Origin of the sequence: Beijerinckia mobilis, assembly GCF_000745425.1 — a bacterium.
Classification (GTDB): Bacteria; Pseudomonadota; Alphaproteobacteria; order Rhizobiales; family Beijerinckiaceae; genus Beijerinckia; species Beijerinckia mobilis.
On the sequence record NZ_JQJH01000017.1, the window covers coordinates 25,395 to 47,077 of the forward strand.

The following is a 21,683-nucleotide window of genomic DNA, read 5'->3' on the forward strand; positions in this document are numbered from 1 at the left end:
TCAGCGGGGCGCTGCTCGGCACATCCCGTCGATCATTAACACCACGTCGTGGATGGTGCGGAACAGAAGCAGCCGCACAAAACGGCGACACCACCAGTAAACGATTTGCCAAGGCGGAAAATGCACGGGCAGCATCCGCCATTCAAACCCTGGGCAAACCATATAGCGGATGACATTCAGCACGTCCCGAGAGTCGATCCAGCGCTTGTGGCCTGTTTGGGCGGCCTGGGGCGGCAGCGGTGAAATCGCCGCCCCACTCCTAGTCCGTCAAATCGCTTGGATAGCGCTTGGATTTCTTCTCAATCTTGGCCATGCGGCCACGGCTCTCTGGGTTCCACATCCAGAGCAAGACGCCAGAGCTCATCGCGCGCCAGCGGCACGCAAGAAGTCGCGGGCTGTTTCACCGATCCCCGTCTCGATCGGAGTCACATCCGACCAGAAGCGCGTCGTGAACCTCGTCCCATCGATATGATAGGGGCGATCAAAGAGGAAACGCACGTCATAAACCTCACGTAAAATCGGCATGATCATCCGCAAGACCGGCTGGAGAAAGGTGGGCACCTGCTGAATGCGTGGGGACCGCCCCATTGCGGCCGCCGCGATGGTGACGACCTCCCGTAGCGTCCGTGTCTCGGCGCAGGGCATGAGCCATACCTCACCCCAGGCATCCTCAGGTGCGTCCAGCAGGGTGTGCGCTGCCCGCGCCGCATCGGGCAAATAGGCGACGTCGTGCGGATGATCGATCGGCACAGCAAACTGCGCCGCCCTCCCTGCCGCCAACCTGCCGAACAGCAATTCGCCAAGGTGACTGTTGGTTACGCCGGGGCCGTAAAAGTCACTTACGCGAAGTGCACTCATGCGGACGCGCCCTTGCTTCGAAGCCGTCTGCCACATTTCGCTGATCGCACGGCGCACGGCAGGCTTGCCGCCCCAAGGCGCAAAAGGCGTATCCTCCCGTATAGGCGTATCCTGCGGGCCGTACATATACATGTTATCGAAGAACAAGGTCGGCGCACCGGTCGCCTCGGCGGCGGCAAGGAAATGTGCCATCGCACGCGGCCAGCATTCCGCCCATATCCTGGTGTCATATGCGAAGCCCGTGGCGATGACGATCCGCGACGCACCTGCCGCCGCATCCATGACCTCGGCGCGGTCGACGACGTCGCAACGGAAGAATTCCATACCGGCCGGAAGATCGGCTGGACGTGAGCGTTGTGCGACGCGGACGGAACGTCCTGCCGCCGCGAGCCTGTCGGCGATCGCCCGCCCAGCCACGCCATAGCCAAAAATCACGTCATGTCCATTCATCCTGAGCCCTTTCGATCCTGTGATCATCGGCTGGATAGCACTGGACTCAACCATGCTAAAAATGCATTATTTACATAATGAACATAACACCAACACATCTCTCTGGAATCGACCTCGATCTGTTGCCGGTCCTCGACGCGCTGCTGCGGCGACGCAACGTCACCCATGCCGGACGGGAGGTCGGGCTGAGCCAGCCAGCGATGAGCCGCGCACTCGGGAGGTTGCGGCATCTGTTCCGTGATCCGCTGCTGGTGCGTCAGGCAGGCGGCTTTACGCTGACGCCCAAGGCTCAGCAGCTGGCGCCAAAGGTTGCCATCGCGCTTGAGCAGGTCGGCGCTTTGTTTCGCGACGCTCCTTTCGATCCAGCCACGGAGCAGCGCATGATCCGCATCGTCGCGGCCGACGCCCAAACGCTGCTGCTGATGCCGGAGGTGATGCGCAGATTGTCCCGCGAGGCACCGGGACTACACGTCGCGGTGGAGGGCTATGGTCCAGAGACGATCACTCAAATGCAGCAGGGCCGGATTGATTTCGCCTTCGCGCTGTCAACTTCACCTCTGCCTTCAGGGGCGGAGAGTATGGTGCTGGGCTCCGACCAGTTGATGCTGGTGACACGGCGCGGCCATCCATTGGCCAACGGGCCGGTGTCAGCGGAGGATTATGCGCGCTTTCCGCATGCCGCGATCACAATCTTCGGCGATGGCCAGTCGGAAATCGACAGGGCATTGGCCGAACGAAGGCTATCGCGGACAATTGCATTCACTGCGCCGCATTTCACTACCGCGCTCGCGATTGTGGCAACGACAGATTATTTGACGACGCTGTCTGAAGCGCTGACCCGGCATTTCGCGGACCTGTTCGATCTGGTTATGAGGCCGTCTCCTCTGATCACAGAGCCGCTTGTCGTCACACTTGTATGGGACCGGATTCGCTCGACCGATCCGACGCTTGTCTGGTTTCGCGAACTCGTGCGCGACGTGGCCGCCACGGTCTACAGATAGGCCGTCCGATGCGGATGAGCTTTCACTCAAAGCACTGTGGATCATTCTGTCATTGTTGCCGTGAGCATCACCAGTTCGTTCGGCCCTGATCGAAGTGAGGTGTTAGGGGAGCATCCTGGTTTCGCGTGAAATCGCCATGTGATTCGAAACCTTTGAAAACAGCATTCTTCTTTTTGTAGCGCGCGGGCTCTGAAAAACCGCAAACGGCTCTCAGCAGCCGTGCGTGGTAAAAGCCACGATTGATTTTGCTTTTTAGCGCAAAATCAATGCTGCCCCGACCCATAGGTGTGAGCACACTTCGGAAAATGTGCTTAGCGGAATCCCATGGCGAACCAAACACCATCAATTGTGCGATTCCCCATGCAGCGCCGCCGAAAGTCCCTCTCACTCGATCCCGCACGAGGCGAGATGTCCACCCGCTCATCCCACCTTCGCCTTATTTAAGGACCATCTCCTCTTGTAAGAAGCTTTAGCGGGTCTCATCTTGCCGACAGGGAAGCCGGAGGATAGGGTCGGTCTAGCTGATTAATCGTCCTGAGGGCGTTGTGTAAGCGATATGCCATTTCCCGATGGCAATGAAGAAATCTCTGTCTCGAGGGCGCTCAATGTTGTTTCGGCCTTCTTCTGAATCGTTTTTTAATGCCTTTTTCTCCTCACCCTTGCCGCTCGCCGGGGTGTGGAAGCGCGTATTGGCCGGGGTCAGCATCAGTCTCGCCATGCAGGGTATTGCCCTTGCAGCGCCGATCGATCCGACAGGGCTTTGGTACACGACAGGCGAAGATTCGATCATCAAGATCGCACCTTGCCAACCGCCCGTCGCCGGCACGACCACGGCTCCCGGCGCGGCCACGACATATTGCGGGACACTCGTCTGGTTGAAGGAACCGCTTGAGGACGGCAAACCGAAAGTGGACCATGAAAATCCCGACAAGTCCAAGCGGACCATACCGATGATCGGCATCCAATTGTTGACGGAATTGACTGCCGACAAAAACCATTGGCGCGGCAAAGCCTATAATCCCGAAGACGGAAAAACCTACGACATCACGTTCCAGGTTTTGCCGGCCAAGGGTCACGAGAAAGAAAAACTGCCGGGTGATTCTGCGGAAATCGAAGGGTGCATCCTTAGAATTCTCTGCAAGACCGATGGCTTCACCCGGGCCCATTCCATTCCTGGCCAGCCTGATGCCGTCGCGACGCCAGCAGCTCCGAAACCGGCAGCCGCGAAGGCTGGAAAACCGACCGCTCATTGAAGTAAAAGGGCGCACCGCGAACTATGCCGGCCACGCCGAAGAGACTGCGTTTCGCACCAATCGAGACCCACTCGTTATCGCAGCGGGTGTTGGCACGGCATGCCCGTCGCTATGCAGCCCATAGGCTCATAGCGGCATCATTTCTCGCGGCCGCATTTCCGATCTGCGCAACCGGCAATTCCGCAGAGGCTATGACACCGCCGCTTCCTCCAATTCGGCCTCCTGAATTCCAAATCACCCCGCCCGCCGTGGCAACCATACCCGATAATAGTCAAACGGCAGGCAACCAGGCGGAAGCAGATCGTCCTGGTGTGACCAAAGCGGTGGCAATGACCGACAAGGGGACCGGCGACGAGCAAGCGATCGTTTCCCGACCATCGTTGCCATTTGCGGCGCCCTCACCCAACCCTACAAGCCTTGCAGCCGTTGCCTCCCAACCGGAATCCCCGGAGAACATATCGGCTGGCAATCTCATCGTCGACGCTACGCGGGTGGCGACGCGGGTACCGCAGAAATTGCCCAAACTACCAACGGCGTCACGCGCGCGCATGCATGAATGCGGGCTCCAATGGGATCAGATGAAATTATCCGGCGCCGCAGCCAACAAGACATGGCGTGTTTTTGCCACGGCCTGCCTCTCCCAATAAGCACCGTCAATGGCCGATGCTTCGTTCGGCCCAATGACAATAGCCTTAGGAATCGAACGGCACAATTATGCCAGTATCCTTCCTCAAGAGACGACAGATTGAGGGAGAATAAGAGCGCGGATTATTCCGCGCTTCATCGGAAACACGCTTCCCCAAAGCTGTTTCAAACGACTTCGCTTCGTTTGGGCATTTCTCAATGATATTGAATTGCGTCGCGATTCCATCGGTTTAAAAGTGCGCCGATATTTGAGCGGAGCGTCGCGGGATAGAACCGCAGCGCTCTTGAAGAGTGCATTCGCCGTCATCTCCTTAATACAGGCATCCCAGCCGCCTTCATCCCATAATGTGCTCCTGCATTTCGGAACCGATCAATTGTTTTCCGGGACGAGTGGAGCAAGGATTTTCGGCAGCGGTGGTGCGCCCTCTTTCCGCGAAATTTTCTTCACAGCGACTCTCCGGGCGGTGGGACGGCTGACGGTTTTGGAGGACGCTATCTTTGCCACCGCAGGCTTTTGCGCAGCAGTCTTCGCTGTCGTCGTTTTGGCTGTCGTCGTTTTGGCCGGTGCGGTTTTGGCCGCAGTCGTTTTACCGGTCACCGCTGTTCTGACTCCAGATGTCGCGGTCGGCTTCTTCGTAGTCGCAGTTGCTTTGGCAGCGCTCGCGGTGGCGAGGGGCTTGGCGGCCTTAGTTTTGGCAGTCGCAGACTTAGCGGGCGTAGATTGAGCCGGAGCGGCTTTGACGACGGCCACTTTTGTGGTGGAAGACCTCGAAGCGCTCTTTGCGCTCTTCGCACTCGGCGATTTAGAGGCAGTGGTTTTAGCCGTGGCTTTGGAGGATACAGCAGGTTTCGCCGCCGTCGTTTTTGCCGGTGTTGATTTCACCGCAGCCGATCCGGTGCCAGACGTCTTTACCGAAGCGGTTTTGCCCGCAGTTGTCTTGGTCGTTGTCTTGGCCACGCTCGCTGTCTTCGAGGCACTCACTGCTTTCGCTGCGGCAGGCTTTGCAGCCGTAACCTTGGCAGTGGTAGCCTGCGCGGATGTAGCAGATTTGGCAGTGGTCGTCTTGGCGTTTGCTATCTTGGTGGATGCTGTCTTGGCGGATGCTGTCTTGGCTGCGGCTGATTTCGGGGCTGCGGCTACCGGTACAGAGCCTTTTGCGGCAGAGGCTTTCGCCGCAGTCGCCTTGGTTGCAGTCACCTTGGTTGCCACTGTCTTCGGCGCTGTTGCCTTGGATGACGTCCCCTTGGTGCTTATCGCCTTGGCCGTTGTCGCCTTTGTGCTTGTCGTCTTCGCCGCTGTTGTCTTGGTGGAGGTCGTGCCGGAGGCCACAGCCTTGGATGACGCCGCTCTTGCGGACGATGCTTTGGCTACTGATCCTTTGGCGGCGCTTGTCGTACCAGTCGCCCTTCTGGCGCTGGTTGTCTTGCGCACTTCTTTCTTCATATCCTCTGGCGAAATGGCCGCTGCTTTGGCGGCGGCCTTTTTTGTCGCTGGTGCTTTCGTGGTTGCCTTCACCATTTTGGATTCCCTTCGATGCTTCCAAATTCGGCGTGTGCGCGACAAGACGCATTTTTACCAAGTCTTCCTGATCGCGACCCGACGCGATGAAGAAGAAGTCGCGGAAAGCCGCTGCCCCGCCATCAGGACAAATCCTGCTGACTCACATCATCAGGCTTTGATGTTATCAGCGTAGCGCGCTTCCTCATACGCGCAAGTGGTCACACATCCCAGGAAGCAATATTCGCGCTTGTTTCGACGGCGTGGAATACAAAGCGGATCACAAATCCAATGTGTGCGGCGGGTGGCCAAAGATGTATTCCGGGCGCTCGACGCCACATTTCAAACCCGCCTGGCAAGCAAGCGAGGAGTGCAGCGGAAATCACTCCGGCTTTACGGGCTTACATCCAGCGCCGTTATTTTATTAGCAACACATTGATATTATTTGCTTTTATCTGAAAGAAATTTGGTACTGCAAGAAAGCACATTCCACTTCTTTTCTTTTACGGCTCCTGCTTTTCAAACGATGCGTACCAATCATTTCGTCTTCTTTGGAGAGTGTCACGCGTGGCAATAATCGGCACGAAGGCGGTTCAAAAAAAATTTCGTGCAAAGACAAAAAAGGCCGTGCCAGCGGCACGGCCAACGCCCGAATGCGGACGAAAAGTGGCGAATCATTTTCAACGAGCTGCGGCCATCCGATCATCGGTGGCTCGTGAGACAACGCTACCTTGCACCGCATTACTGATCGCGATGCGGTGCATTCAGTAAGAACCGGCAGGTATCAGATCCCGAGTTTTGCCTTCAGCAATTCATTGACGGCTTGCGGGTTTGCCTTGCCTCCCGTCTGCTTCATCACCTGTCCGACGAACCAGCCGAGCATAGTCGGCTTCGCCTGCGCCTGCGCAACCTTGTCGGGATTGGCGCTGATGATCGCATCGACGGCGGCTTCGATCGCGCCGGTATCGGTGACCTGTTTCAAGCCACGAGCCTCGACGATTGCGCGCGGATCGCCTTCCTTCTCCTCACTGATGAGGATCGCCAGAACGTCCTTCGCGATCTTGCCGGAGATCGTCTGCTCGCTGATGAGATCGACGAGCGTCGCGATTTGCGCTGGTGTCAGATGCGTCTGCGCAACCGCCAGGCCGACTGAATTGGCATAGGCCGCGACATCGCCGGTCACCCAATTCGCGACTAGTTTCGGGTCGCGCTTCGTCCCGCCATAATTGACCGCCGCCTCGTAATAATCAGCGGTTTCCTTGTCAGCGACGAGCACACCAGCATCATAGGCCGGCAGCCCGTAATCCTTCATGAAACGGGACTTTTTCGCATCCGGCAATTCCGGCAGCGCGCTGGCGAGTTCATCCACATAGGCCTGATCGAATTCGAGCGGCAGCAGATCCGGATCGGGAAAATAGCGATAGTCATGCGCCTCTTCCTTCGAACGCATCGACCGCGTCTCACCCTTGCCAGGATCGAACAGACGGGTTTCCTGATCGATGCTGCCACCATCTTCGAGAATGGCGATCTGACGCCGCGCTTCCGTCTCGATCGCCTGCCCGATGAAGCGGATCGAATTGACGTTCTTGATCTCGCAGCGGGTGCCGAAAGGCTCGCCCGGACGGCGCACCGACACATTCACATCGGCGCGCAGCGAGCCCTGTTCCATATTGCCGTCGCAGGTGCCGAGATAGCGCAGGATCGTGCGCAGCTTGCTGACATAGGCGCGGGCCTCATCGGCGGAGCGCATGTCCGGCTTCGACACGATCTCCATCAGCGCAACGCCGGACCGGTTGAGATCCACGAAGGAATCCGTCGCCGACTGATCATGCAACGATTTGCCGGCATCCTGTTCGAGATGCAGACGCTCGATGCCGACTTCGATCTGCTCGGTCGGCGAGACATCGACGATCACCGTGCCTTCACCGACGATCGGGCTCTTGTACTGCGAGATCTGATAGCCCTGCGGTAGATCGGGATAGAAATAATTCTTCCGGTCGAAGACCGAACGCAGATTGATTTGCGCCTGGAGACCAAGCCCCGTGCGCACAGCCTGCGCCACGCATTCCGCATTGATGACCGGCAGCATGCCCGGCATGGCGGCATCGACGAGCGATACATTGGTGTTCGGTTCGGCGCCGAAGAGCGTCGAGGCGCCGGAGAATAATTTTGACCGCGACGTCACCTGGGCGTGGACTTCGAGACCGATGATGACTTCCCAGTCTCCGGTCGCACCCTTGATGAGCTTCGATGGTTTAACATGTGTGTTCATGCAGGACCCCGATTCACGAGCCCGCGCTCGCTGTGGCATCAAAGGCCGAAAGCGAGAAATTCTTCCGGCACTATTCGATGCGTTGAAGAAAAGAGCGGATCACCGGCCTGTGGTACCCGGCCACAGCAATCCGCCTCCGTTGCTTTGCTATACTTCAATCTATACCACATCTCATTGATCCCGACAGGTTGGGATCAATAAGGTCCGACGGCGCGGCGCATGACCAATCATTCGCACCGCCCGCCGACAATGTCACGCCCACCAGGCCGAGGGCAGAGATACGGGCGGCGCCGAGGATTCAATGACCGCTGCCAGCGCGAACAATGTTTGCTCATCGAACGGCCGCCCGATCAATTGCAGGCCGAGCGGCAGACCTTCGGAAGAGACGCCGGCAGGCACGGCGATACCCGGCAGACCGGCCATATTCACCGTCACCGTGAAAATATCATTGAGATACATTTCAATCGGATCCTTAGCGCCCTTCTCGCCAAGGCCGAAAGCCGCCGACGGCGTTGCAGGCGTCAGGATCGCGTCGATCTTCTGATCGAAGGCCTGATCGAAATCCTGCTTGATCAATGTGCGGATCTTCTGCGCGCGGACATAATAGGCGTCGTAATAGCCAGCCGAGAGCACATAGGTTCCGATAAGGATGCGGCGGCGCACTTCCTTGCCAAAGCCTTCGGCGCGGGTTTCCTCGTACATGCCCGCAATATCCTTGCCCGGCACGCGAAGACCGAACCGCACGCCATCGTAGCGGGCGAGATTGGACGAGGCTTCCGCCGGCGCGACGATATAATAGGCTGGCAGAGCATGGCGCGTATGCGGGAGCGAGATCTCGACAGGCTCGGCGCCCGCCGCGCGCATCCATTCGATGCCCTGATCCCAAAGCCTGCCGATTTCCTCCGGCATGGCATCGAGCCTGTATTCCTTCGGAATGCCGATCCGCATGCCTTTCACCGATTGCCCGAGCACTTCCTCATAATCCGGCACAGGCAGATTGACCGAGGTGGAATCCTTGGGGTCATAACCGGCCATCGAGCGCAGCATGATGGCGGCATCGCGCACCGTGCGCGTAATCGGTCCCGCCTGATCGAGCGAAGAGGCGAAGGCGACGACGCCCCAGCGCGAGCAGCGGCCATAAGTCGGCTTGATGCCAACGGTTCCGGTGAAAGCGGCTGGCTGGCGGATCGAGCCGCCGGTATCGGTCGCCGTGGCACCAAGGCACAATCGCGCCGCAACCGCCGCCGCCGATCCTCCCGACGAACCACCGGGTGTGAGCGGTGCTGTCGAACCGGCACGGCGCCAGGGGGAAATCACCGGGCCAAAATAGGATGTTTCATTCGACGAGCCCATCGCGAATTCATCGAGATTGAGCTTGCCCAGCATGACCGCGCCATCGCGCCAGAGATTGGCGGTGATGGTTGATTCATAGGGCGGCACGAAATTTTCGAGAATATGGCTCGCCGCTGTCGTCCGCACCCCCTCGGTGCAGAACAGATCCTTGATACCGAGCGGAATGCCTTCGAGCAGGCCAGCCTCGCCACGGGCGATGCGTTCGTCGCAAGCACGCGCCATGGCTTGCGCATGATCGGGCGTCTCGAGAAGAAAGGCGTTGAGCGGCCGCGCCTTTTCGATGGCCGCCAGATAGGCCATGGTCAGTTCGGCCGAGGATATCTTTTTCTGGCGCAAGGCATCGCGCGCATCGGCCAGTGTCAGGTCAGTCAATTCGGTCACGTTTCGCGTCCGTCCATCAGGATCGCGTTCGAGGATCGCTGCTTTTGCTTTACCGGAGGAAGCAGATCGGCAGGAGACGATCGTCAAGCGCGTCAGCTTGAAATCATTCTGTTTGGATCATCAACAGGCCCCGAGCAGCGTTACGTGGCTAAAGCCGCGATTGATTTTGTTTTTTTAAGCAAATTCAATGCTGCCCAGATTTTAAGTGTAAGCAAACTCTGGAAAGTTTGCTTAGGGCCTAAGAACTCCTATTCGACCACCTTGGGCACGACGAAGAACCGATCTTCGCTCACCGGAGCATTGGCGACGATGGCATCGGGAATTCCGCCATCGGTCACGACATCTTCGCGCTTCGCCATCGGCATAGGCATGACCGACGTTAACGGCTCGACGCCTTCGATATCGACCGCCGACAATTGTTCCACGAAAGTGAGAATGGCATTGAGTTCCTGTTGCAGATGCGGCACGTCGGCGTCATTGACCTTGATACGCGCGAGATGCGCGATTTTGCGGACGGTCACGGCATCGACGGACATAGAGGAGTCTCCTTGAGTGGCGCTTGCGCCGAAGCATTCAAAAGTGAGGCGCTTGAAGTGAACAGGAAAGCAAAATTCGCCGCGAACCGACACCAAGGGTCATGGATCGCGCCCTGTCATGATCCATGAAGCTTGGCGGATTGCCGTCGTTCCGCGAACTCTAAGGCCGAACGACGATAATCATGTTCACCGCCCTTCGGTATTAGCCGGAAATGGCGTGCATTGCACCCTCCCGCCGCCAATACGCTCCAGAATTATCGCCCAAGGACCCGCATCGATCCATGTTTTCCTATCTCTTGCAAACCTTTACCACATTGTTCGTGGTCATTGATCCGCTGGCGATCATTCCGATGTTCATTGCCTTCACGGCGGGCCTCACCGAGACGCAGCGCCGCTTCGTCGGTCGCCGGGCCTGTCTCGCCGCTTTGCTCATTCTTCTCACCTTCGCTTTCCTGGGCAACGGACTTCTGCAGGTGGCGGGAATTTCCCTGCCGGCTTTCCGCGTCGCCGGCGGCATTCTGCTCTTCTGGATCGGCTTCCAGATGGTGTTTCAGAAACGCAGCGATCGCAAAGCGGTGGATGCCGCTCCACCGGACCAGACCAGCGATGCCGACGCGCTTGGTTTGGCGGTGTTTCCCCTCGCCATGCCGCTGATAGCCGGTCCAGGCGCCATTGCCGCCGTCATTGTGGCAACGACCCATGCGCCGGGTTTCGGCGCCTTTCTGGGAGTCATCGGGCTGATCGTCGCGATCATCGCCATGACCTTCGCGGTGCTGCAGCTCGCCGAGAGGATCGATGCAATCATGGGCGTGACCGGTCGCGCGGTGATCAGCCGCCTGCTTGGCATTCTTCTGGCCGCGCTCGCCGTTCAGATCGCCGCCGATGGTTTTCGCGGTCTCTTCCCCTGATCCCTGATGCCCCCGCATAAGAGCGGTTTTCACCGGATGGATCTCCACGTCATCATGTCGCGCCCCAAAATATAAATCACCGATCCCGGTCTGCCGGGATCGGTGAGGTCTGGTGGGAAGCCAGCGCCTCGCCGTCGCGGGGCGAAATTGCAGAGTCCTATCCCCAGAGTCTAATTCTCAAGAAGTCTTCCGATCGAGAGTTGATATTAATCGATGATCTGGACAATGGTGCGCGTCGCAGGATCGACGATCGCGGTATGGCCATTGATGATCGTATACCTATATTTCTTGGCGATGCCATATCCCGACGGCACCCGATAATAGGTCACACCCTGCTTCGGCAGCACAGTCCCGACCGCCACGGGCTTATTGTATTGATAGGAAGACCGGTGCTCGCGGAGCACCTGTTCACGGAAACGCGCCGTCTGATCAATTCCGAGAACGCCTTTGACCGCTCCCGTCGCCGTGCCCACCGCACCGCCGACAATGCCGCCAACCGGCCCACCAATCGCACTGCCTTGCGCCGCGCCCTGTTCCGCTCCCGTCGTCGCTCCACCAATGACACCCTGGGCATGAACCACAGCCGGCACCGAAAGCATTGCCGCCAGAATCAGATATCCGAATTTCCTGTCCATCAAAGCCTCCTTCCTTCTCTTAAAGATGAAGGGGCAATCCCCGTTGCCGCAATAAGGTTCCGGAAAAGAATTCATGAAATTTGGATGGAACCGCACCATGCTGCGCATGATTATTACTGATTTTTCCAATGCTTTACGAGACGATTCATCGCTATTGATTGAATTTTTCCTCTTTCACTACGATGAAATATGAACATTCTTCTTAGTCTGTTCTTATCGCTGATTTAAGGTGAGCGGCAGGGCATTAAACACTCTTAACTTTTATCCCCTTTCAATGGTGGCATGAACGTCCTTGCCATGCCCCTCACACCCCATGTTGATCTCGCTTTGATGGTCCTCGCCGTCGCGATCGGCTTTGCCGTCACTTATGCTTCGATCACATTGTTCAGGGCCAGCTCAGAGGTAGAACGCATACAAAGGCCCGGCTGGATTTTTGCCGCTTCCGTGGTTTTCGTCTGCGGCCTTGTGACGACCTATTGCATCTTCCGTCTGGTATACGGGATCGGCGTTCCATCATCCATTGCGATTGAAATCTTGCCCTTGGTCTTTGTTTCAGGAACGATGACGGCCTGGATCGGCTTCACGCTGGTCGATCGAAGCCGCCCGCTTCTTGGTGGCGCGATCATCGGTCTGTCGATCGGCGCCCAGCACTATCTTCTTACCGCCTCGCTGAAATTTCGTGCCGAGATGGACTGGAGCCCGGGTTTCGTCGTTCTTTCCATTCTCGCGCCCGTCATGCTGGCCGCACTTTCCATGGCGATCTTGCCGAAGGATAGGACGGAGGAAAACCGGCCGGGGACTTCGGCAAAATCCTCTCCTTTCCTCTCCACCTCGCTCCTCTTCTCCTCACTCCTCCTCGCCACCGGAATTTGCGGCGCACATTCCTTCGGCATGGCGGCTCTGACTTGCAGCGCAGGGCCGGGCCTCATCCTTGCCGACCAGGATGGGCGCCCTACCCTGATTGCAACCGCTCTCCTTCTCCTGCTTCTGCTCTTCTGCGCGAGCCTCCTCATTGCCATAAGCCAATCTCATCGCTGCAAACACATGGAGCTGGAAGCCGAAGAGTTACGCAAAAGCCGCGATCATCTCGTACGCGCACAGCGTATCGCGCAGATGGGAAGCGTCGAACAGGATCTCGTGACAGGCGCGATCGAATTGTCGGATGAAATCTACCGGCTGTTCAACCTCGACAAAAGCAAACCAGCCTCGGCCTTTCAGTCCTTCGTCCGCTGTCTCAGCCCGGAGGATGGGCCGCAATGTTCTCTTCCGATGCGTATGCCGCATTTTTGCGGCGACGCAAAATGCCAGAACCTGCGTTTCGCGGGCGCTGACGGCACCCTGCGCTGGCTGCATTACAAAACTGAATTCCTCTATGACGAAACGGGCAGACCGCTGCGCTGGATCGCCACCTATGCCGATGCCACACGCATTCACGAAGCGGAAACACAGCAAAAACGTCTGTTGGAGGAATTGAACGCTGCCAAGGAAATCGCCGAAGCCGCGACGGAAGCACTTCTAAGCCTGAACGAGAAACTCGAATTGCGCGTCATGGAACGGACCGCCGAGCTCATCCAGACACAGGAAGATCTGCTGAAGAAGGAACGGCTGTCGACGATCGGCCAGCTCACCGCCACCGTCGCGCATGAATTGCGCAATCCGCTTGGCGCCATCAAGAACACACTCTTTCTCCTCAAGGAACAATCGACGGCGAGAGAGCTGAAGCTCGAAAGGTCAATCACGCGCATGGAGCGCAGCGTCGACCGCTGCAATCGCATCATTACGCACCTGCTCGAATATTCCCGCATCGGCGCCTTGAATTACGACGAGCGCAATTTCGACCAATGGATCCAGACCGTCCTCGACGAACTCGTCATACCGCCAGCTATTCAAGTCCTGTGCGATTTTTCTGCCCATGACAAAGATTGCACCTTCGACCCGGAAAGGTTGCGGCAGGTGATCGTCAATCTCGTCGAAAACGCCATCCAGGCGATGAGCGATCAGAAAAATATCACAGGCGAAAAAATCCTGCGCCTTTCAACCCGCCACCATGCCGATGGTGTCTTGCTGGTGGTCAACGACAATGGTCCGGGCATTTCTTCCGAAAATCTTACCCGCGTCTTTGACCCGTTGTTCAGTACCAAAAGCTTCGGCACCGGCCTTGGACTGCCCGCCGTCAAGCAGATCGTCGAGCAGCATGGCGGCACGATCGCTCTCACGAGCCGATTGGGCGAAGGCACCACGATCACCATCAAGATCCCCAGGCAAAAAGAGGAGTTGGCAGCATGAAAAAGCGCATTCTGATCGTCGACGACGATGGGGATCATGCCGAAAGCCTCGCCGACATCCTCGAACTGCAAGGCCATGAAGTCGAGCTGGCGGATTCCGGCGAGACGGCGCTGCTCCGTTTCGCCGAGACGGATTTCGACCTCATCTTCATGGATGTGAAATTGCCGGGCATGAATGGCGTGGAGACTTTTCTCTCTTTCCGCCGTATGCGCGAAAAAGCCCATGTCTTCATGATGACCGGATATAGCGTCGAGCAGCTTGTCGCCGAAGCCCTCGACAAAGGCGCGCTTGGCGTCCTCTATAAGCCTTTCAGTCCCGCCGATCTTCTCGCCGCCGTCGCAAAATCCGACCTCATGACGAAAGAGCCGCCAAAAATGTGCGGCCGCATCTTCCTCGCCGATATGGATACCCTTCTGATCGATCAGGTCTCACCGATCCTGACGGAGGCCGGCTACAAGGTGGAAGTCGTGGAAGGCGATATCGGGCAGATAGCCCCTGAAAGACTGGAAGATGTCGATTGTATCATCGTCAATCGAGAGAAATCCCTCCTGCGCGGAATGGAGCTCTGCATCGACATCAGGAACCAGCTGGGAGATATGCCAAAAATGCTCGTCGTCGGATCCGAGGGCGACGAACAATTCACGCAATCGACCCTGCTCACGCAAGGCATTCTCCAGAAGCCGCTCGATGCGGAGAATCTGCTGCGTGGCATAGCGCATCTGCTGCATCCGGAAGGCGGGGAAACCGGTACCGGCAATATTATCGCGGCACCGTGCGAGTGTGAGCCGCAGGCGCGACAGCCGGAAGCGGTCGCGGGAATCCCCACATGAATGACGCAGGCATGCACGACATCGGTTTGATCGAGCTCCGCTCGCAACCTGTCATGGTCGTCGACGATGATCCGGAATTCGGTGAATCGCTCCATGACATTCTCGATCTGCGCGGTTATCACGTCATTACGGTGCGTGATGCGGCGCAGGCGCTCGAAACCCTGCGCAGGGACAAGCCTGTCGTCGCCATGGTCGACATCCGCCTGCCCGGCCTTTCCGGCGTCGATCTTCTGTCAAAACTCAAGGCAGAGGATGCAAGCCTGATCGGCATCATGATCACGGCGCATGTGGATACATCGTCCGCGATAGAAGCGCTGCGGCGCGGCGCCTATGATTATATCGATAAATCCTGCGCCCCCGGCGAGCTCATCGCCATCCTCGAACGCGCGTTCGAGACCCATAATCTCCGGCGGGAAAAAACACGTATGATCGAGGCTCTACGCCTCGCGAAAGAAGGTGCCGAAGCCGCCAATCAGGCGAAATCCAACTTCCTCGCCACGATCAGCCATGAATTGCGCACGCCGCTCAATGCCATCATCGGCTTTTCCAATCTCATTCTCATGGAACTCATGGGCCCGCTCGACAACGAGCGCTACCGTGAATATCTCCACGACATCAATTCCAGCGGCGAACATCTTCTGTCGCTCATCAACGACATTCTCGATCTCACCAAGGCCGAAGCCGGACAGATGGAACTCTATGAATCCGTCGTCCATCCGCGCGACACCATTCTTCCGGTCGAGCGGCTTCTCATGCCGCGCGCCCGTGAAGCCGGGCTGACACTGACCTCGACCATCAACGCCAACCTGCCCCTGTTCCGCGTGGATGAACGCAAGGCCAAGCAGGTCCTGCTCAATCTGCTTTCCAATGCGGTCAAATTCACGCCGCGAGGCGGCTCGATCGAGGTCAATGCACGCCTCACGCAAAAAGGCGATCTCGCGATCGCCGTGGCCGATACCGGCATCGGGATTGCGCCGGAACATCTCAAACGTGTGTGCGAGCCCTTCGTGCAGATCGACAGTTCGCTCAGCCGGCGTCATGACGGCACCGGCCTCGGCCTGCCCCTGGTCAAATCCTTTATGGAACTGCACGGCGGCAGCTTGCATCTCAGCAGCCGGAGCGGACAAGGCACCTGTGCGGTCGTTACCTTTCCTGCCCACCGCCTGATCAATCCGCAACCGCTCCTTTGCGTGAACGGTTGAATCAGCGGGTGTGCGCCCCGCGCTTCATCCTGCATCAATCATGTGTGCGGAACGCCTCACCGCTTTCCAGTCCGCGCGTCGCGCCTCTCATCGCCTCGAAACGATTGTCGCCCTTCGGTCCCTGCCGCACCAAAGCCGCGCGCCGCCAGGGCACCAGTACCGGCTCCATCGCTTCCGTCGGTGATTGCGCAAGCAGCGCGATCAGCTCCTGAGCGAGACGCAGAAGTGAACCCTCGCCCTCCCCGAGCAGAACATGCAGCGGCGCTTCGTCCGGATTGCGTTCCATGAGCCTTGCCGCCGCCTGCCCGAGAGCCGTGCCGATCACCGCATCATCATACAATCCGTGCCGGAGCCAATTGGCGATCTGCAAAATCGCGAGCCGCAGGCTGGCGCGGTCGGCGATCTCTCCGGCATCGCCGTTGTCTCGCACCAACAGGCTGCTTTGGCCGTGTTCAATCAGCACATATAGGAGCGACAATATATGTTCGCAGAAAAAGGCCAAATCCTTGTCGCGGCGCTCCTTGCCTTGGCGCTCCTGCCCGGCCGTATCCACCGCCTCGAATTCCAGCGCAGCCGGCGCGAACGGCATGAGCCCCTGATGACGCGCGAAAGCATTCAACGCCACCTTGGCGGGTGAAGCCGCGAAAGCGGATGCGAGCGAGGCAAACGGTTTCAATTGCAACGCCGCCTCCGTGAAACGGCTTTGCAAGGCCTCTACCGCCTGATCGATCGGATCGGGAAGGAAAGCGACGAAACGGTTCGCTGGCAGGCCCCGCTCCGGCGCAGTCTGCTCCGCAATCGCATGGATCGCTTGTGACTCATCCATGATCACGAGCTTGATCGTCTCCTGCGGCAACCGCAGGAAGGTTTCGATCCGGCTACAGATGTCCGCGACTGTCTTCAAATCCCCCGGGCCGCGCAATTTCGGCTTCACGGCATAGATCGCGCCCTTGGTGCTGTTTGGCAGGCCGCGCGCGCGTTTCAAATCCTGTATCGCGATCAACGCCGTCACCGCCGCATCGATCAGACATTCCGGTACCGGCGCGTCCTTCTTATCGTAAACCAGATGGGAAAGGACATGCGGCGCGGCATGGCTCGCCATCAAAAGGCTGCGCCCTGGAAGGCTCAAAGGTTTTCCAGCGCGATCGGTCAGGGAGAGATCGGTCGCGAGCAAGCGGTCCGTGACTTTCTTATTCTTCTTGAACTCGATACGCAGGCTGCCTTTCAAAATACCGAGCCAATTACGATAGGCCGCAATCTTGTCCTTGGGGCCCGCACAAAACAGACTGTCCTCGAAATCAATGATCACCGCCAATAGAGATTCCAGGAGAACATCGGCGAGACCAGCAGGATCGTCTTTTCCGATCACATGGCGGCGATCGATCCGCAGCAGAATGTTTCCGCCCTCATGATCGAACAGAACGCCGGTCGGGCGCTCGGGGCGTCCTTCGCAGCCGATGAATTGTTCGGGCTTTTGCAACGCGCTGCGGTCGCCGGGCGCGAATTCGGCAAAGAGTTCTCCCTCGGCGACGCCGTAGAGCCTGACATCCGCATGGCTGCCCTTGGCGAGCGGCAAAACCTGGTCGAGAAAGATTTTGGCCCGTTCCATGACCTTGGCGCCACGCACTTTATTATATGCACCGCCGCGTTCAGCGCCCTCCGTTTCGGGAATGAGATGCGAGCTATAGAGCGCATCATAAAGGCTGCTCCAGCGCGCATTGGCCGCCTTGAGGATGTAACGCGGCTCTGAAGCAGACACGGCGATCTGCGGTCCATGAAGACGCGTGACAAGAGGATCGATGCCGACCTTCGCAGGCGTTTCCGGCACACTGACGGAAAACGGGCTTTCCACCGCTGGCGGCGCGCTCAGCAAGGGCGCGAATTCGTCGATTAGTTTTGCAAGACCGCTCCAGAATTGCAACGCGCCCATGCCCGTGCCCGAAAGCGCTTCATAGGTGACGAAATCATGCAAGGTCTCGTCAATGGCCAAGCTGCCGATCTTGATGGGCATGTGTACTGTTCCTGCGGCGCGTTTTCCGGGACGCCTATGATGTTGTGGAACGGCCCCTTGAAAATGGGGCCTTTATCGAGCCTTTTGCAGCGTGCGGCAGGCTATTTCAAAACCAACCGACCGCGCCATCCGCATCTCTGCGCCGTGTTTTGAAAGTCTTCAGAGAGGGGATGTCAAGACGGCCGCATAATCAGGCCGGGAAATCAGGATCCATGCCGCGCCGCGCAAGAACCGCCGATCCGCTGGTAGTTTTTGCGGGTTTTGGCATTCGCGGCAAATTTCTTTATGCTTCGGATCCATGCCGACCCTGTCTCTTCTTTTCGCGCGCGCGCAGTCCCATTGGCGTCAGGCCGCCGCTGATATCCTGCTTTCCGCCCTCGCGGCATCCTTCGCCTGGTGGCTGGCCTCGATCATTTTCGCACATCGTACGCCGATTTTCGCACCCATCGCCGCCATTGTCTGTCTCGCGCCCGGCATAGCGCGGCGCGGGCGTCAGGCCATCGGCGTTCTCATCGGCGTGTCAATTGGCATTCTCGTCGGCGAAACCTCGCTGGCGCTCTGGCATGGGAGTGCCGTCCCCATCACCGAGTCGCTGCCACGGCTTGCCGCCATCATCATGATCGCGATGTTCGCCGCCTCGAGTTTCGGCCTCAATGCCGTCATGCTGATCGAAGCTGGTGCTTCCGCCGTTCTCGTCAGCTCGCTTTCGAGTGCGGGTTTCGACAGGATCGGCGATGCCGCCATCGGTGGACTGATCGGCCTTTTGTTCAGCCAAATCCTGTTCACGCCCGATCCCCGACGGCTCATCGCCCCGAAGGCACGAACTCTGATCGAGTCAATTGCCGACCTTCTGGAAAGCGCAGGCCATCGTCTTCAAGACCAGAGCGGCAATAGTCTCGATGTCGGCGCCGTGCAGATCCGCGACAATGTTTTGCTGTTGCAGGAGATGATCGCTTTTGCCGACACGATCAAACGCTGGAGCCTGCGCGGACGCATGAGTGGGCAAAGCATCACCCGTCTCATTGATTGCTGGTGGCCTTCGTCAGTGCGCCTCGGGGCACGCGCAGTTCTGTTTACCGATCGACTCCAGCGAGCGCTGGAAAGCGATCAAGGCCATGCGCCACCAAAAAATTTCGCCGAAATTCTATTTGCGACCGCGCAAAAAGCCCGGCAATTTGCCGGAGAACAGAAGCACCGCGCCACTACGGCGCATAGTTTTTCGCATTATGCAAAGGCGATTGGAGAGACTGCGCCGGTCTGGCATCCGGTCGTGGATGAATTTGCCGGCCTTTGCGAAGAACTCGAAACGATCAGCTACGAGCAGGCCGGCCATGAGAGGCTTCCGGTGGCGGATCCCCTCTCCCGGGCCGCCCCGGATAATGTTGGAGAGCCGGGACTGTCTTGAACGATCAGGCCCGGACGAATTCGCCTATCAAGCCTCGGCGTGAGCCAGCCAGGCCTCGGCTTTCATGATGCGGCGATATTCGTCGACCATCTCGTCGGTCAAAACTTCGATCATGCGTTCACCCTCGACCCAGATTTCAATGACGCCGAACACACCGCCACGCCTGCGATATTTCGCCGGCCACCCTTCCCGCTTGGCGATGGCGAAAACCTGTTCCTGGTTGAGATGCGTGCCCACAGCCGCATGAGTGGCGCTGCGATCATCCCGACCCGAGGCCATGCCCACGGCATCCGCATCGCCTTCCTGTTCGAAAAGCACAGTATGCAGCGGATAGACCTCGACCGCCGTATTGCGGTCATCGTGCGCAATGGCCGCCCATCCCCCTTCAATGACATGTGGAAAAGGCGCGACGACGCCATCCCATAATTCGGCAAAAACTTGTGCGACACGATGCGGATCGCGCGCGGCAATAGAAAAATGAAACAGCATTTTGTTTCCCCCGTTCGTACTCAAATGCATGGATCACGACTTGTCGTGATCCATGAAGCTCGGCGGATTACCGCCGCCCCGCAGTCGCGGGGGCCGATGGGCTATGAGTCAGGCTCATCGCTCATCGGGATCAGACGCTTCACGATTTGTTGTTATAAACTGGCACAGAAAGTGTCAATATAAATTTGACACTTTCTGTGCCAGAACCTATTCCGTTCTTATGACCGAGATCGAACAGGCAAAGACCGGCCAGCGTGAGCGCAACAAGGAAGCGATCCGCACGCGCATCGAGGATGCGATCATCGCCCTCATGAGCGAGGGGAGCGCCGTCAATCATGACAATGTCGCGGAACGCACCGGCATCGGCCGGCGCACGGTCTATCGCTATTATCCGGATCAAGACGCTTTGATGCAGGTCGCCTGGAACCGTGTCACCGCACTCGCAGGCCCGACAGTCACTTTTCCAAAGAGCGAGGCTGATCTCACCTCGACCTTGAAAGATATCTATGAAGGTTTCGACAGGATCGCGCCGCTCGCGACCATCGTAAGATCAACACCCCAAGGCCGCGCCGTGCGTCTCTCGTGGCGGGAAAGGCGGCAGCAAAGCTATCTCGCGGCAACAGCGGAAGCGGTAAAGAACCTCCCCAAGGAAGACCAGATTCTCGCAACCGCCATGCTGCAAGTTTTACACACGATGCCGTGGCTCGAAATGCGCGATCAATGGGGCCTCAATGGTACCCAATGCGCTCGTGCTTGTGGCTGGGCGATGCGGACCTTGTTGAAGGATCTCAAGCAGCGCGGTGGGCAGCCGCTGGATGAGGATATTGAGTGAAATTTGCTGGGAGCTGATGTTACCCAGAACTTAAGATTTAAAACGGAGCGCATGCGTAATTGTCTCCGCCTTTTGTATCTTTCATAAAATATGAGCTTTAGAAGAACGCTCACTCATCGTCTTGATAGAAGCCAATATCCGCCCTCTGATGAGCCCGCTGACAGGCCGGATCAGATACCAATAGGGCGCAAACCTGAGCCAGGTGGCGCGATCGGGACAGTAGACTCGCGTTTCCGTCACCAATCGCGTTCTGCCATCACCTTGAGGTATGGCCAAGAAGCCGACGACAAGCTTGGCTGTGCCCGGATCGTTGAAAGTCAGGAAAGCTTGAGCGTCTGGCACTTTGACGAGACCATAATCAGACTGCCAGAACCGCCCGATTAGACCATAAACCAGTCCGGAGCCGTTTTGCTTTTCAAGCAAAATGAAATTGTGAAGGCCGAATGGAGCCGGATTGATTGTCTGTCTTCCCCCAAAGAGCGCTTTCAAGCGCATGGGAAACTCTCTTACGGCAATCATTTTCCGAAAAAAAGCGTCTGCTTCCGGCCGGAAAGCGGCGGCAGCGTCAATGACGATTGTTGGATGCGCCGACACATCCCGGAAATGCGTTTCTTTGAAACTATAGTCAGGAATGTATTTACTGAGTAGATCCATAACAGGTTTCCGCAGTTCTCCAGAAATTCCTCAGCAAATGATACGATGATATTATTGTAGCCAACATCGCTAATCCATAGCTCAGGAGAAATGGCGTCGTTCAATTCTCAGGGTTCACACGTTTTACGATAATGTAAAATTATGAAGCCATCCGCGATGACCAACGAAACCGGCGGCAGCGGGC

At 57.8% G+C, this 21,683-nt stretch carries 23 protein-coding genes; 11 read left to right on the forward strand and 12 right to left on the reverse strand.

Translation table 11 applies throughout. The features are described 5' to 3' along the window. Together DL88_RS21085 and DL88_RS13215 are read right to left on the reverse strand one after the other, a co-directional pair. The gene (locus tag DL88_RS21085; protein ID WP_084705179.1) at nt 1-246 is read right to left on the reverse strand and encodes a transposase; all 246 of its coding nucleotides are present in this window, start codon (nt 244-246) and stop codon (nt 1-3) included. A gap of 114 nt (nt 247-360) precedes the next feature. Next, a complete protein-coding gene (locus DL88_RS13215) occupies nt 361-1,308 on the reverse strand; it encodes an NAD-dependent epimerase/dehydratase family protein (protein WP_034996859.1) in 948 nt (315 codons plus the stop codon). A 77-nt stretch (nt 1,309-1,385) separates the two neighbouring features. Here DL88_RS13215 and DL88_RS13220 point away from each other — a divergent pair, with 77 nt between their 5' ends. After that, nucleotides 1,386-2,309, forward strand: coding sequence for a LysR family transcriptional regulator (locus DL88_RS13220; protein WP_034996860.1), 924 nt, complete (start codon nt 1,386-1,388; stop codon nt 2,307-2,309). 67 nt (nt 2,310-2,376) lie between these two features. Here the strand turns inward: DL88_RS13220 and DL88_RS13225 are convergent, their stop codons facing one another. After that, nucleotides 2,377-2,655 carry a hypothetical protein gene (locus DL88_RS13225; protein WP_169741578.1) on the reverse strand — a complete coding sequence of 93 codons (279 nt, stop codon included), beginning with the start codon at nt 2,653-2,655 and terminating at the stop codon, nt 2,377-2,379. A 171-nt stretch (nt 2,656-2,826) separates the two neighbouring features. Beyond that, nucleotides 2,827-3,015, reverse strand: coding sequence for a hypothetical protein (locus DL88_RS20575; RefSeq protein WP_169741579.1), 189 nt, complete (start codon nt 3,013-3,015; stop codon nt 2,827-2,829). Between DL88_RS20575 and DL88_RS13230 the strand changes: the two genes are divergently transcribed. The 4 genes from DL88_RS13230 (at nt 2,999) to DL88_RS13245 (ending at nt 5,901) form a co-directional block, all read left to right on the forward strand. Then, nucleotides 2,999-3,562 (forward strand): DUF2147 domain-containing protein, encoded by a 564-nt coding sequence (locus DL88_RS13230; protein WP_169741580.1) that lies wholly within the window; start codon nt 2,999-3,001, stop codon nt 3,560-3,562. The genes DL88_RS20575 and DL88_RS13230 overlap by 17 nt on opposite strands. Nucleotides 3,563-3,891: 329 nt before the next feature. Further along, nucleotides 3,892-4,209, forward strand: a complete 318-nt coding sequence (locus DL88_RS20365) for a hypothetical protein (RefSeq protein ID WP_156971097.1) — start codon at nt 3,892-3,894, stop codon at nt 4,207-4,209. Between the two features lie 282 nt (nt 4,210-4,491). Further along, a complete protein-coding gene (locus DL88_RS13240; RefSeq protein ID WP_034996867.1) occupies nt 4,492-4,932 on the forward strand; it encodes a hypothetical protein in 441 nt (146 codons plus the stop codon). A 12-nt stretch (nt 4,933-4,944) separates the two neighbouring features. Continuing rightward, a complete protein-coding gene (locus tag DL88_RS13245; protein WP_034996870.1) occupies nt 4,945-5,901 on the forward strand; it encodes a hypothetical protein in 957 nt (318 codons plus the stop codon). A gap of 255 nt (nt 5,902-6,156) precedes the next feature. Here the strand turns inward: DL88_RS13245 and DL88_RS13250 are convergent, their stop codons facing one another. The 4 genes from DL88_RS13250 to gatC form a co-directional block, all read right to left on the reverse strand. After that, nucleotides 6,157-6,411 carry a hypothetical protein gene (locus tag DL88_RS13250; protein WP_034996871.1) on the reverse strand — a complete coding sequence of 85 codons (255 nt, stop codon included), beginning with the start codon at nt 6,409-6,411 and terminating at the stop codon, nt 6,157-6,159. Nucleotides 6,412-6,489: 78 nt separating this feature from the next. Further along, nucleotides 6,490-7,977: an Asp-tRNA(Asn)/Glu-tRNA(Gln) amidotransferase subunit GatB gene (gene gatB, locus DL88_RS13255; RefSeq protein ID WP_034996873.1), complete on the reverse strand. Its 1,488-nt coding sequence runs from the start codon at nt 7,975-7,977 to the stop codon at nt 6,490-6,492. A 252-nt stretch (nt 7,978-8,229) separates the two neighbouring features. Continuing rightward, nucleotides 8,230-9,711 carry an Asp-tRNA(Asn)/Glu-tRNA(Gln) amidotransferase subunit GatA gene (gene gatA / locus DL88_RS13260; protein WP_034996965.1) on the reverse strand — a complete coding sequence of 494 codons (1,482 nt, stop codon included), beginning with the start codon at nt 9,709-9,711 and terminating at the stop codon, nt 8,230-8,232. Between the two features lie 248 nt (nt 9,712-9,959). Then, nucleotides 9,960-10,247: an Asp-tRNA(Asn)/Glu-tRNA(Gln) amidotransferase subunit GatC gene (gene gatC / locus DL88_RS13265; protein ID WP_034996876.1), complete on the reverse strand. Its 288-nt coding sequence runs from the start codon at nt 10,245-10,247 to the stop codon at nt 9,960-9,962. Nucleotides 10,248-10,528: 281 nt separating this feature from the next. On the opposite strand from gatC, the gene DL88_RS13270 reads away from it, so the two are divergent. Further along, nucleotides 10,529-11,155, forward strand: coding sequence for a MarC family protein (locus tag DL88_RS13270; protein WP_034996878.1), 627 nt, complete (start codon nt 10,529-10,531; stop codon nt 11,153-11,155). Nucleotides 11,156-11,361: 206 nt separating this feature from the next. Here the strand turns inward: DL88_RS13270 and DL88_RS13275 are convergent, their stop codons facing one another. Continuing rightward, the gene (locus tag DL88_RS13275) at nt 11,362-11,790 is read right to left on the reverse strand and encodes a DUF1236 domain-containing protein (protein ID WP_051955975.1); all 429 of its coding nucleotides are present in this window, start codon (nt 11,788-11,790) and stop codon (nt 11,362-11,364) included. A gap of 297 nt (nt 11,791-12,087) precedes the next feature. Here DL88_RS13275 and DL88_RS13280 point away from each other — a divergent pair, with 297 nt between their 5' ends. From DL88_RS13280 to DL88_RS13290, 3 genes are read left to right on the forward strand one after another with little or no spacing between them, the layout of a single operon-like run. Beyond that, nucleotides 12,088-14,076: an ATP-binding protein gene (locus DL88_RS13280; RefSeq protein WP_169741581.1), complete on the forward strand. Its 1,989-nt coding sequence runs from the start codon at nt 12,088-12,090 to the stop codon at nt 14,074-14,076. Beyond that, complete coding sequence (locus tag DL88_RS19480; RefSeq protein ID WP_051955970.1) at nt 14,073-14,906, forward strand: response regulator; 834 nt, start codon at nt 14,073-14,075, stop codon at nt 14,904-14,906. Before DL88_RS13280 ends, DL88_RS19480 begins: the two co-directional genes overlap by 4 nt. Further along, the gene (locus tag DL88_RS13290) at nt 14,903-16,108 is read left to right on the forward strand and encodes an ATP-binding response regulator (protein WP_051955971.1); all 1,206 of its coding nucleotides are present in this window, start codon (nt 14,903-14,905) and stop codon (nt 16,106-16,108) included. Before DL88_RS19480 ends, DL88_RS13290 begins: the two co-directional genes overlap by 4 nt. A 34-nt stretch (nt 16,109-16,142) precedes the next feature. On the opposite strand, the gene DL88_RS13295 is transcribed toward DL88_RS13290, so the two are convergent. Then, entirely contained in the window at nt 16,143-18,119 is a 1,977-nt protein-coding gene (locus DL88_RS13295) for an aldolase/citrate lyase/malate synthase family protein (protein WP_034996880.1), read from the reverse strand. Nucleotides 18,120-18,417: 298 nt separating this feature from the next. Here DL88_RS13295 and DL88_RS13300 point away from each other — a divergent pair, with 298 nt between their 5' ends. Then, entirely contained in the window at nt 18,418-19,524 is a 1,107-nt protein-coding gene (locus tag DL88_RS13300; RefSeq protein WP_034996882.1) for an FUSC family protein, read from the forward strand. A gap of 27 nt (nt 19,525-19,551) precedes the next feature. Here DL88_RS13300 and DL88_RS13305 read toward each other — a convergent pair whose 3' ends face one another. Continuing rightward, entirely contained in the window at nt 19,552-20,013 is a 462-nt protein-coding gene (locus tag DL88_RS13305) for a hypothetical protein (protein WP_034996885.1), read from the reverse strand. 220 nt (nt 20,014-20,233) lie between these two features. Here DL88_RS13305 and DL88_RS13310 point away from each other — a divergent pair, with 220 nt between their 5' ends. Continuing rightward, nucleotides 20,234-20,845 carry a TetR/AcrR family transcriptional regulator gene (locus tag DL88_RS13310; protein ID WP_034996887.1) on the forward strand — a complete coding sequence of 204 codons (612 nt, stop codon included), beginning with the start codon at nt 20,234-20,236 and terminating at the stop codon, nt 20,843-20,845. 81 nt (nt 20,846-20,926) lie between these two features. On the opposite strand, the gene DL88_RS13315 is transcribed toward DL88_RS13310, so the two are convergent. After that, nucleotides 20,927-21,499 (reverse strand): hypothetical protein, encoded by a 573-nt coding sequence (locus DL88_RS13315; RefSeq protein WP_034996888.1) that lies wholly within the window; start codon nt 21,497-21,499, stop codon nt 20,927-20,929. Nucleotides 21,500-21,683: the final 184 nt, after the last annotated feature.

Excerpts from the sequence above, each read along its gene's own strand:
- DL88_RS13310 (WP_034996887.1), top strand. The coding sequence starts at position 20,234 with ATGACCGAGATCGAACAGGCAAAGACCGGCCAGCGTGAGCGCAACAAG.
- DL88_RS13290 (WP_051955971.1), top strand. The coding sequence starts at position 14,903 with ATGAATGACGCAGGCATGCACGACATCGGTTTGATCGAGCTCCGCTCG.
- DL88_RS13315 (WP_034996888.1), bottom strand. The coding sequence starts at position 21,499 with ATGGATCTACTCAGTAAATACATTCCTGACTATAGTTTCAAAGAAACG.
- DL88_RS13215 (WP_034996859.1), bottom strand. The coding sequence starts at position 1,308 with ATGAATGGACATGACGTGATTTTTGGCTATGGCGTGGCTGGGCGGGCG.
- gatC (WP_034996876.1), bottom strand. The coding sequence starts at position 10,247 with ATGTCCGTCGATGCCGTGACCGTCCGCAAAATCGCGCATCTCGCGCGT.
- DL88_RS13275 (WP_051955975.1), bottom strand. The coding sequence starts at position 11,790 with ATGGACAGGAAATTCGGATATCTGATTCTGGCGGCAATGCTTTCGGTG.
- DL88_RS13220 (WP_034996860.1), top strand. The coding sequence starts at position 1,386 with ATGAACATAACACCAACACATCTCTCTGGAATCGACCTCGATCTGTTG.
- DL88_RS13305 (WP_034996885.1), bottom strand. The coding sequence starts at position 20,013 with ATGCTGTTTCATTTTTCTATTGCCGCGCGCGATCCGCATCGTGTCGCA.
- DL88_RS13295 (WP_034996880.1), bottom strand. The coding sequence starts at position 18,119 with ATGCCCATCAAGATCGGCAGCTTGGCCATTGACGAGACCTTGCATGAT.
- DL88_RS13300 (WP_034996882.1), top strand. The coding sequence starts at position 18,418 with ATGCCGACCCTGTCTCTTCTTTTCGCGCGCGCGCAGTCCCATTGGCGT.
- DL88_RS20365 (WP_156971097.1), top strand. The coding sequence starts at position 3,892 with ATGACCGACAAGGGGACCGGCGACGAGCAAGCGATCGTTTCCCGACCA.
- DL88_RS13270 (WP_034996878.1), top strand. The coding sequence starts at position 10,529 with ATGTTTTCCTATCTCTTGCAAACCTTTACCACATTGTTCGTGGTCATT.
- DL88_RS20575 (WP_169741579.1), bottom strand. The coding sequence starts at position 3,015 with ATGCTGACCCCGGCCAATACGCGCTTCCACACCCCGGCGAGCGGCAAG.
- DL88_RS19480 (WP_051955970.1), top strand. The coding sequence starts at position 14,073 with ATGAAAAAGCGCATTCTGATCGTCGACGACGATGGGGATCATGCCGAA.
- gatB (WP_034996873.1), bottom strand. The coding sequence starts at position 7,977 with ATGAACACACATGTTAAACCATCGAAGCTCATCAAGGGTGCGACCGGA.
- DL88_RS13280 (WP_169741581.1), top strand. The coding sequence starts at position 12,088 with ATGCCCCTCACACCCCATGTTGATCTCGCTTTGATGGTCCTCGCCGTC.
- DL88_RS13250 (WP_034996871.1), bottom strand. The coding sequence starts at position 6,411 with ATGATCGGATGGCCGCAGCTCGTTGAAAATGATTCGCCACTTTTCGTC.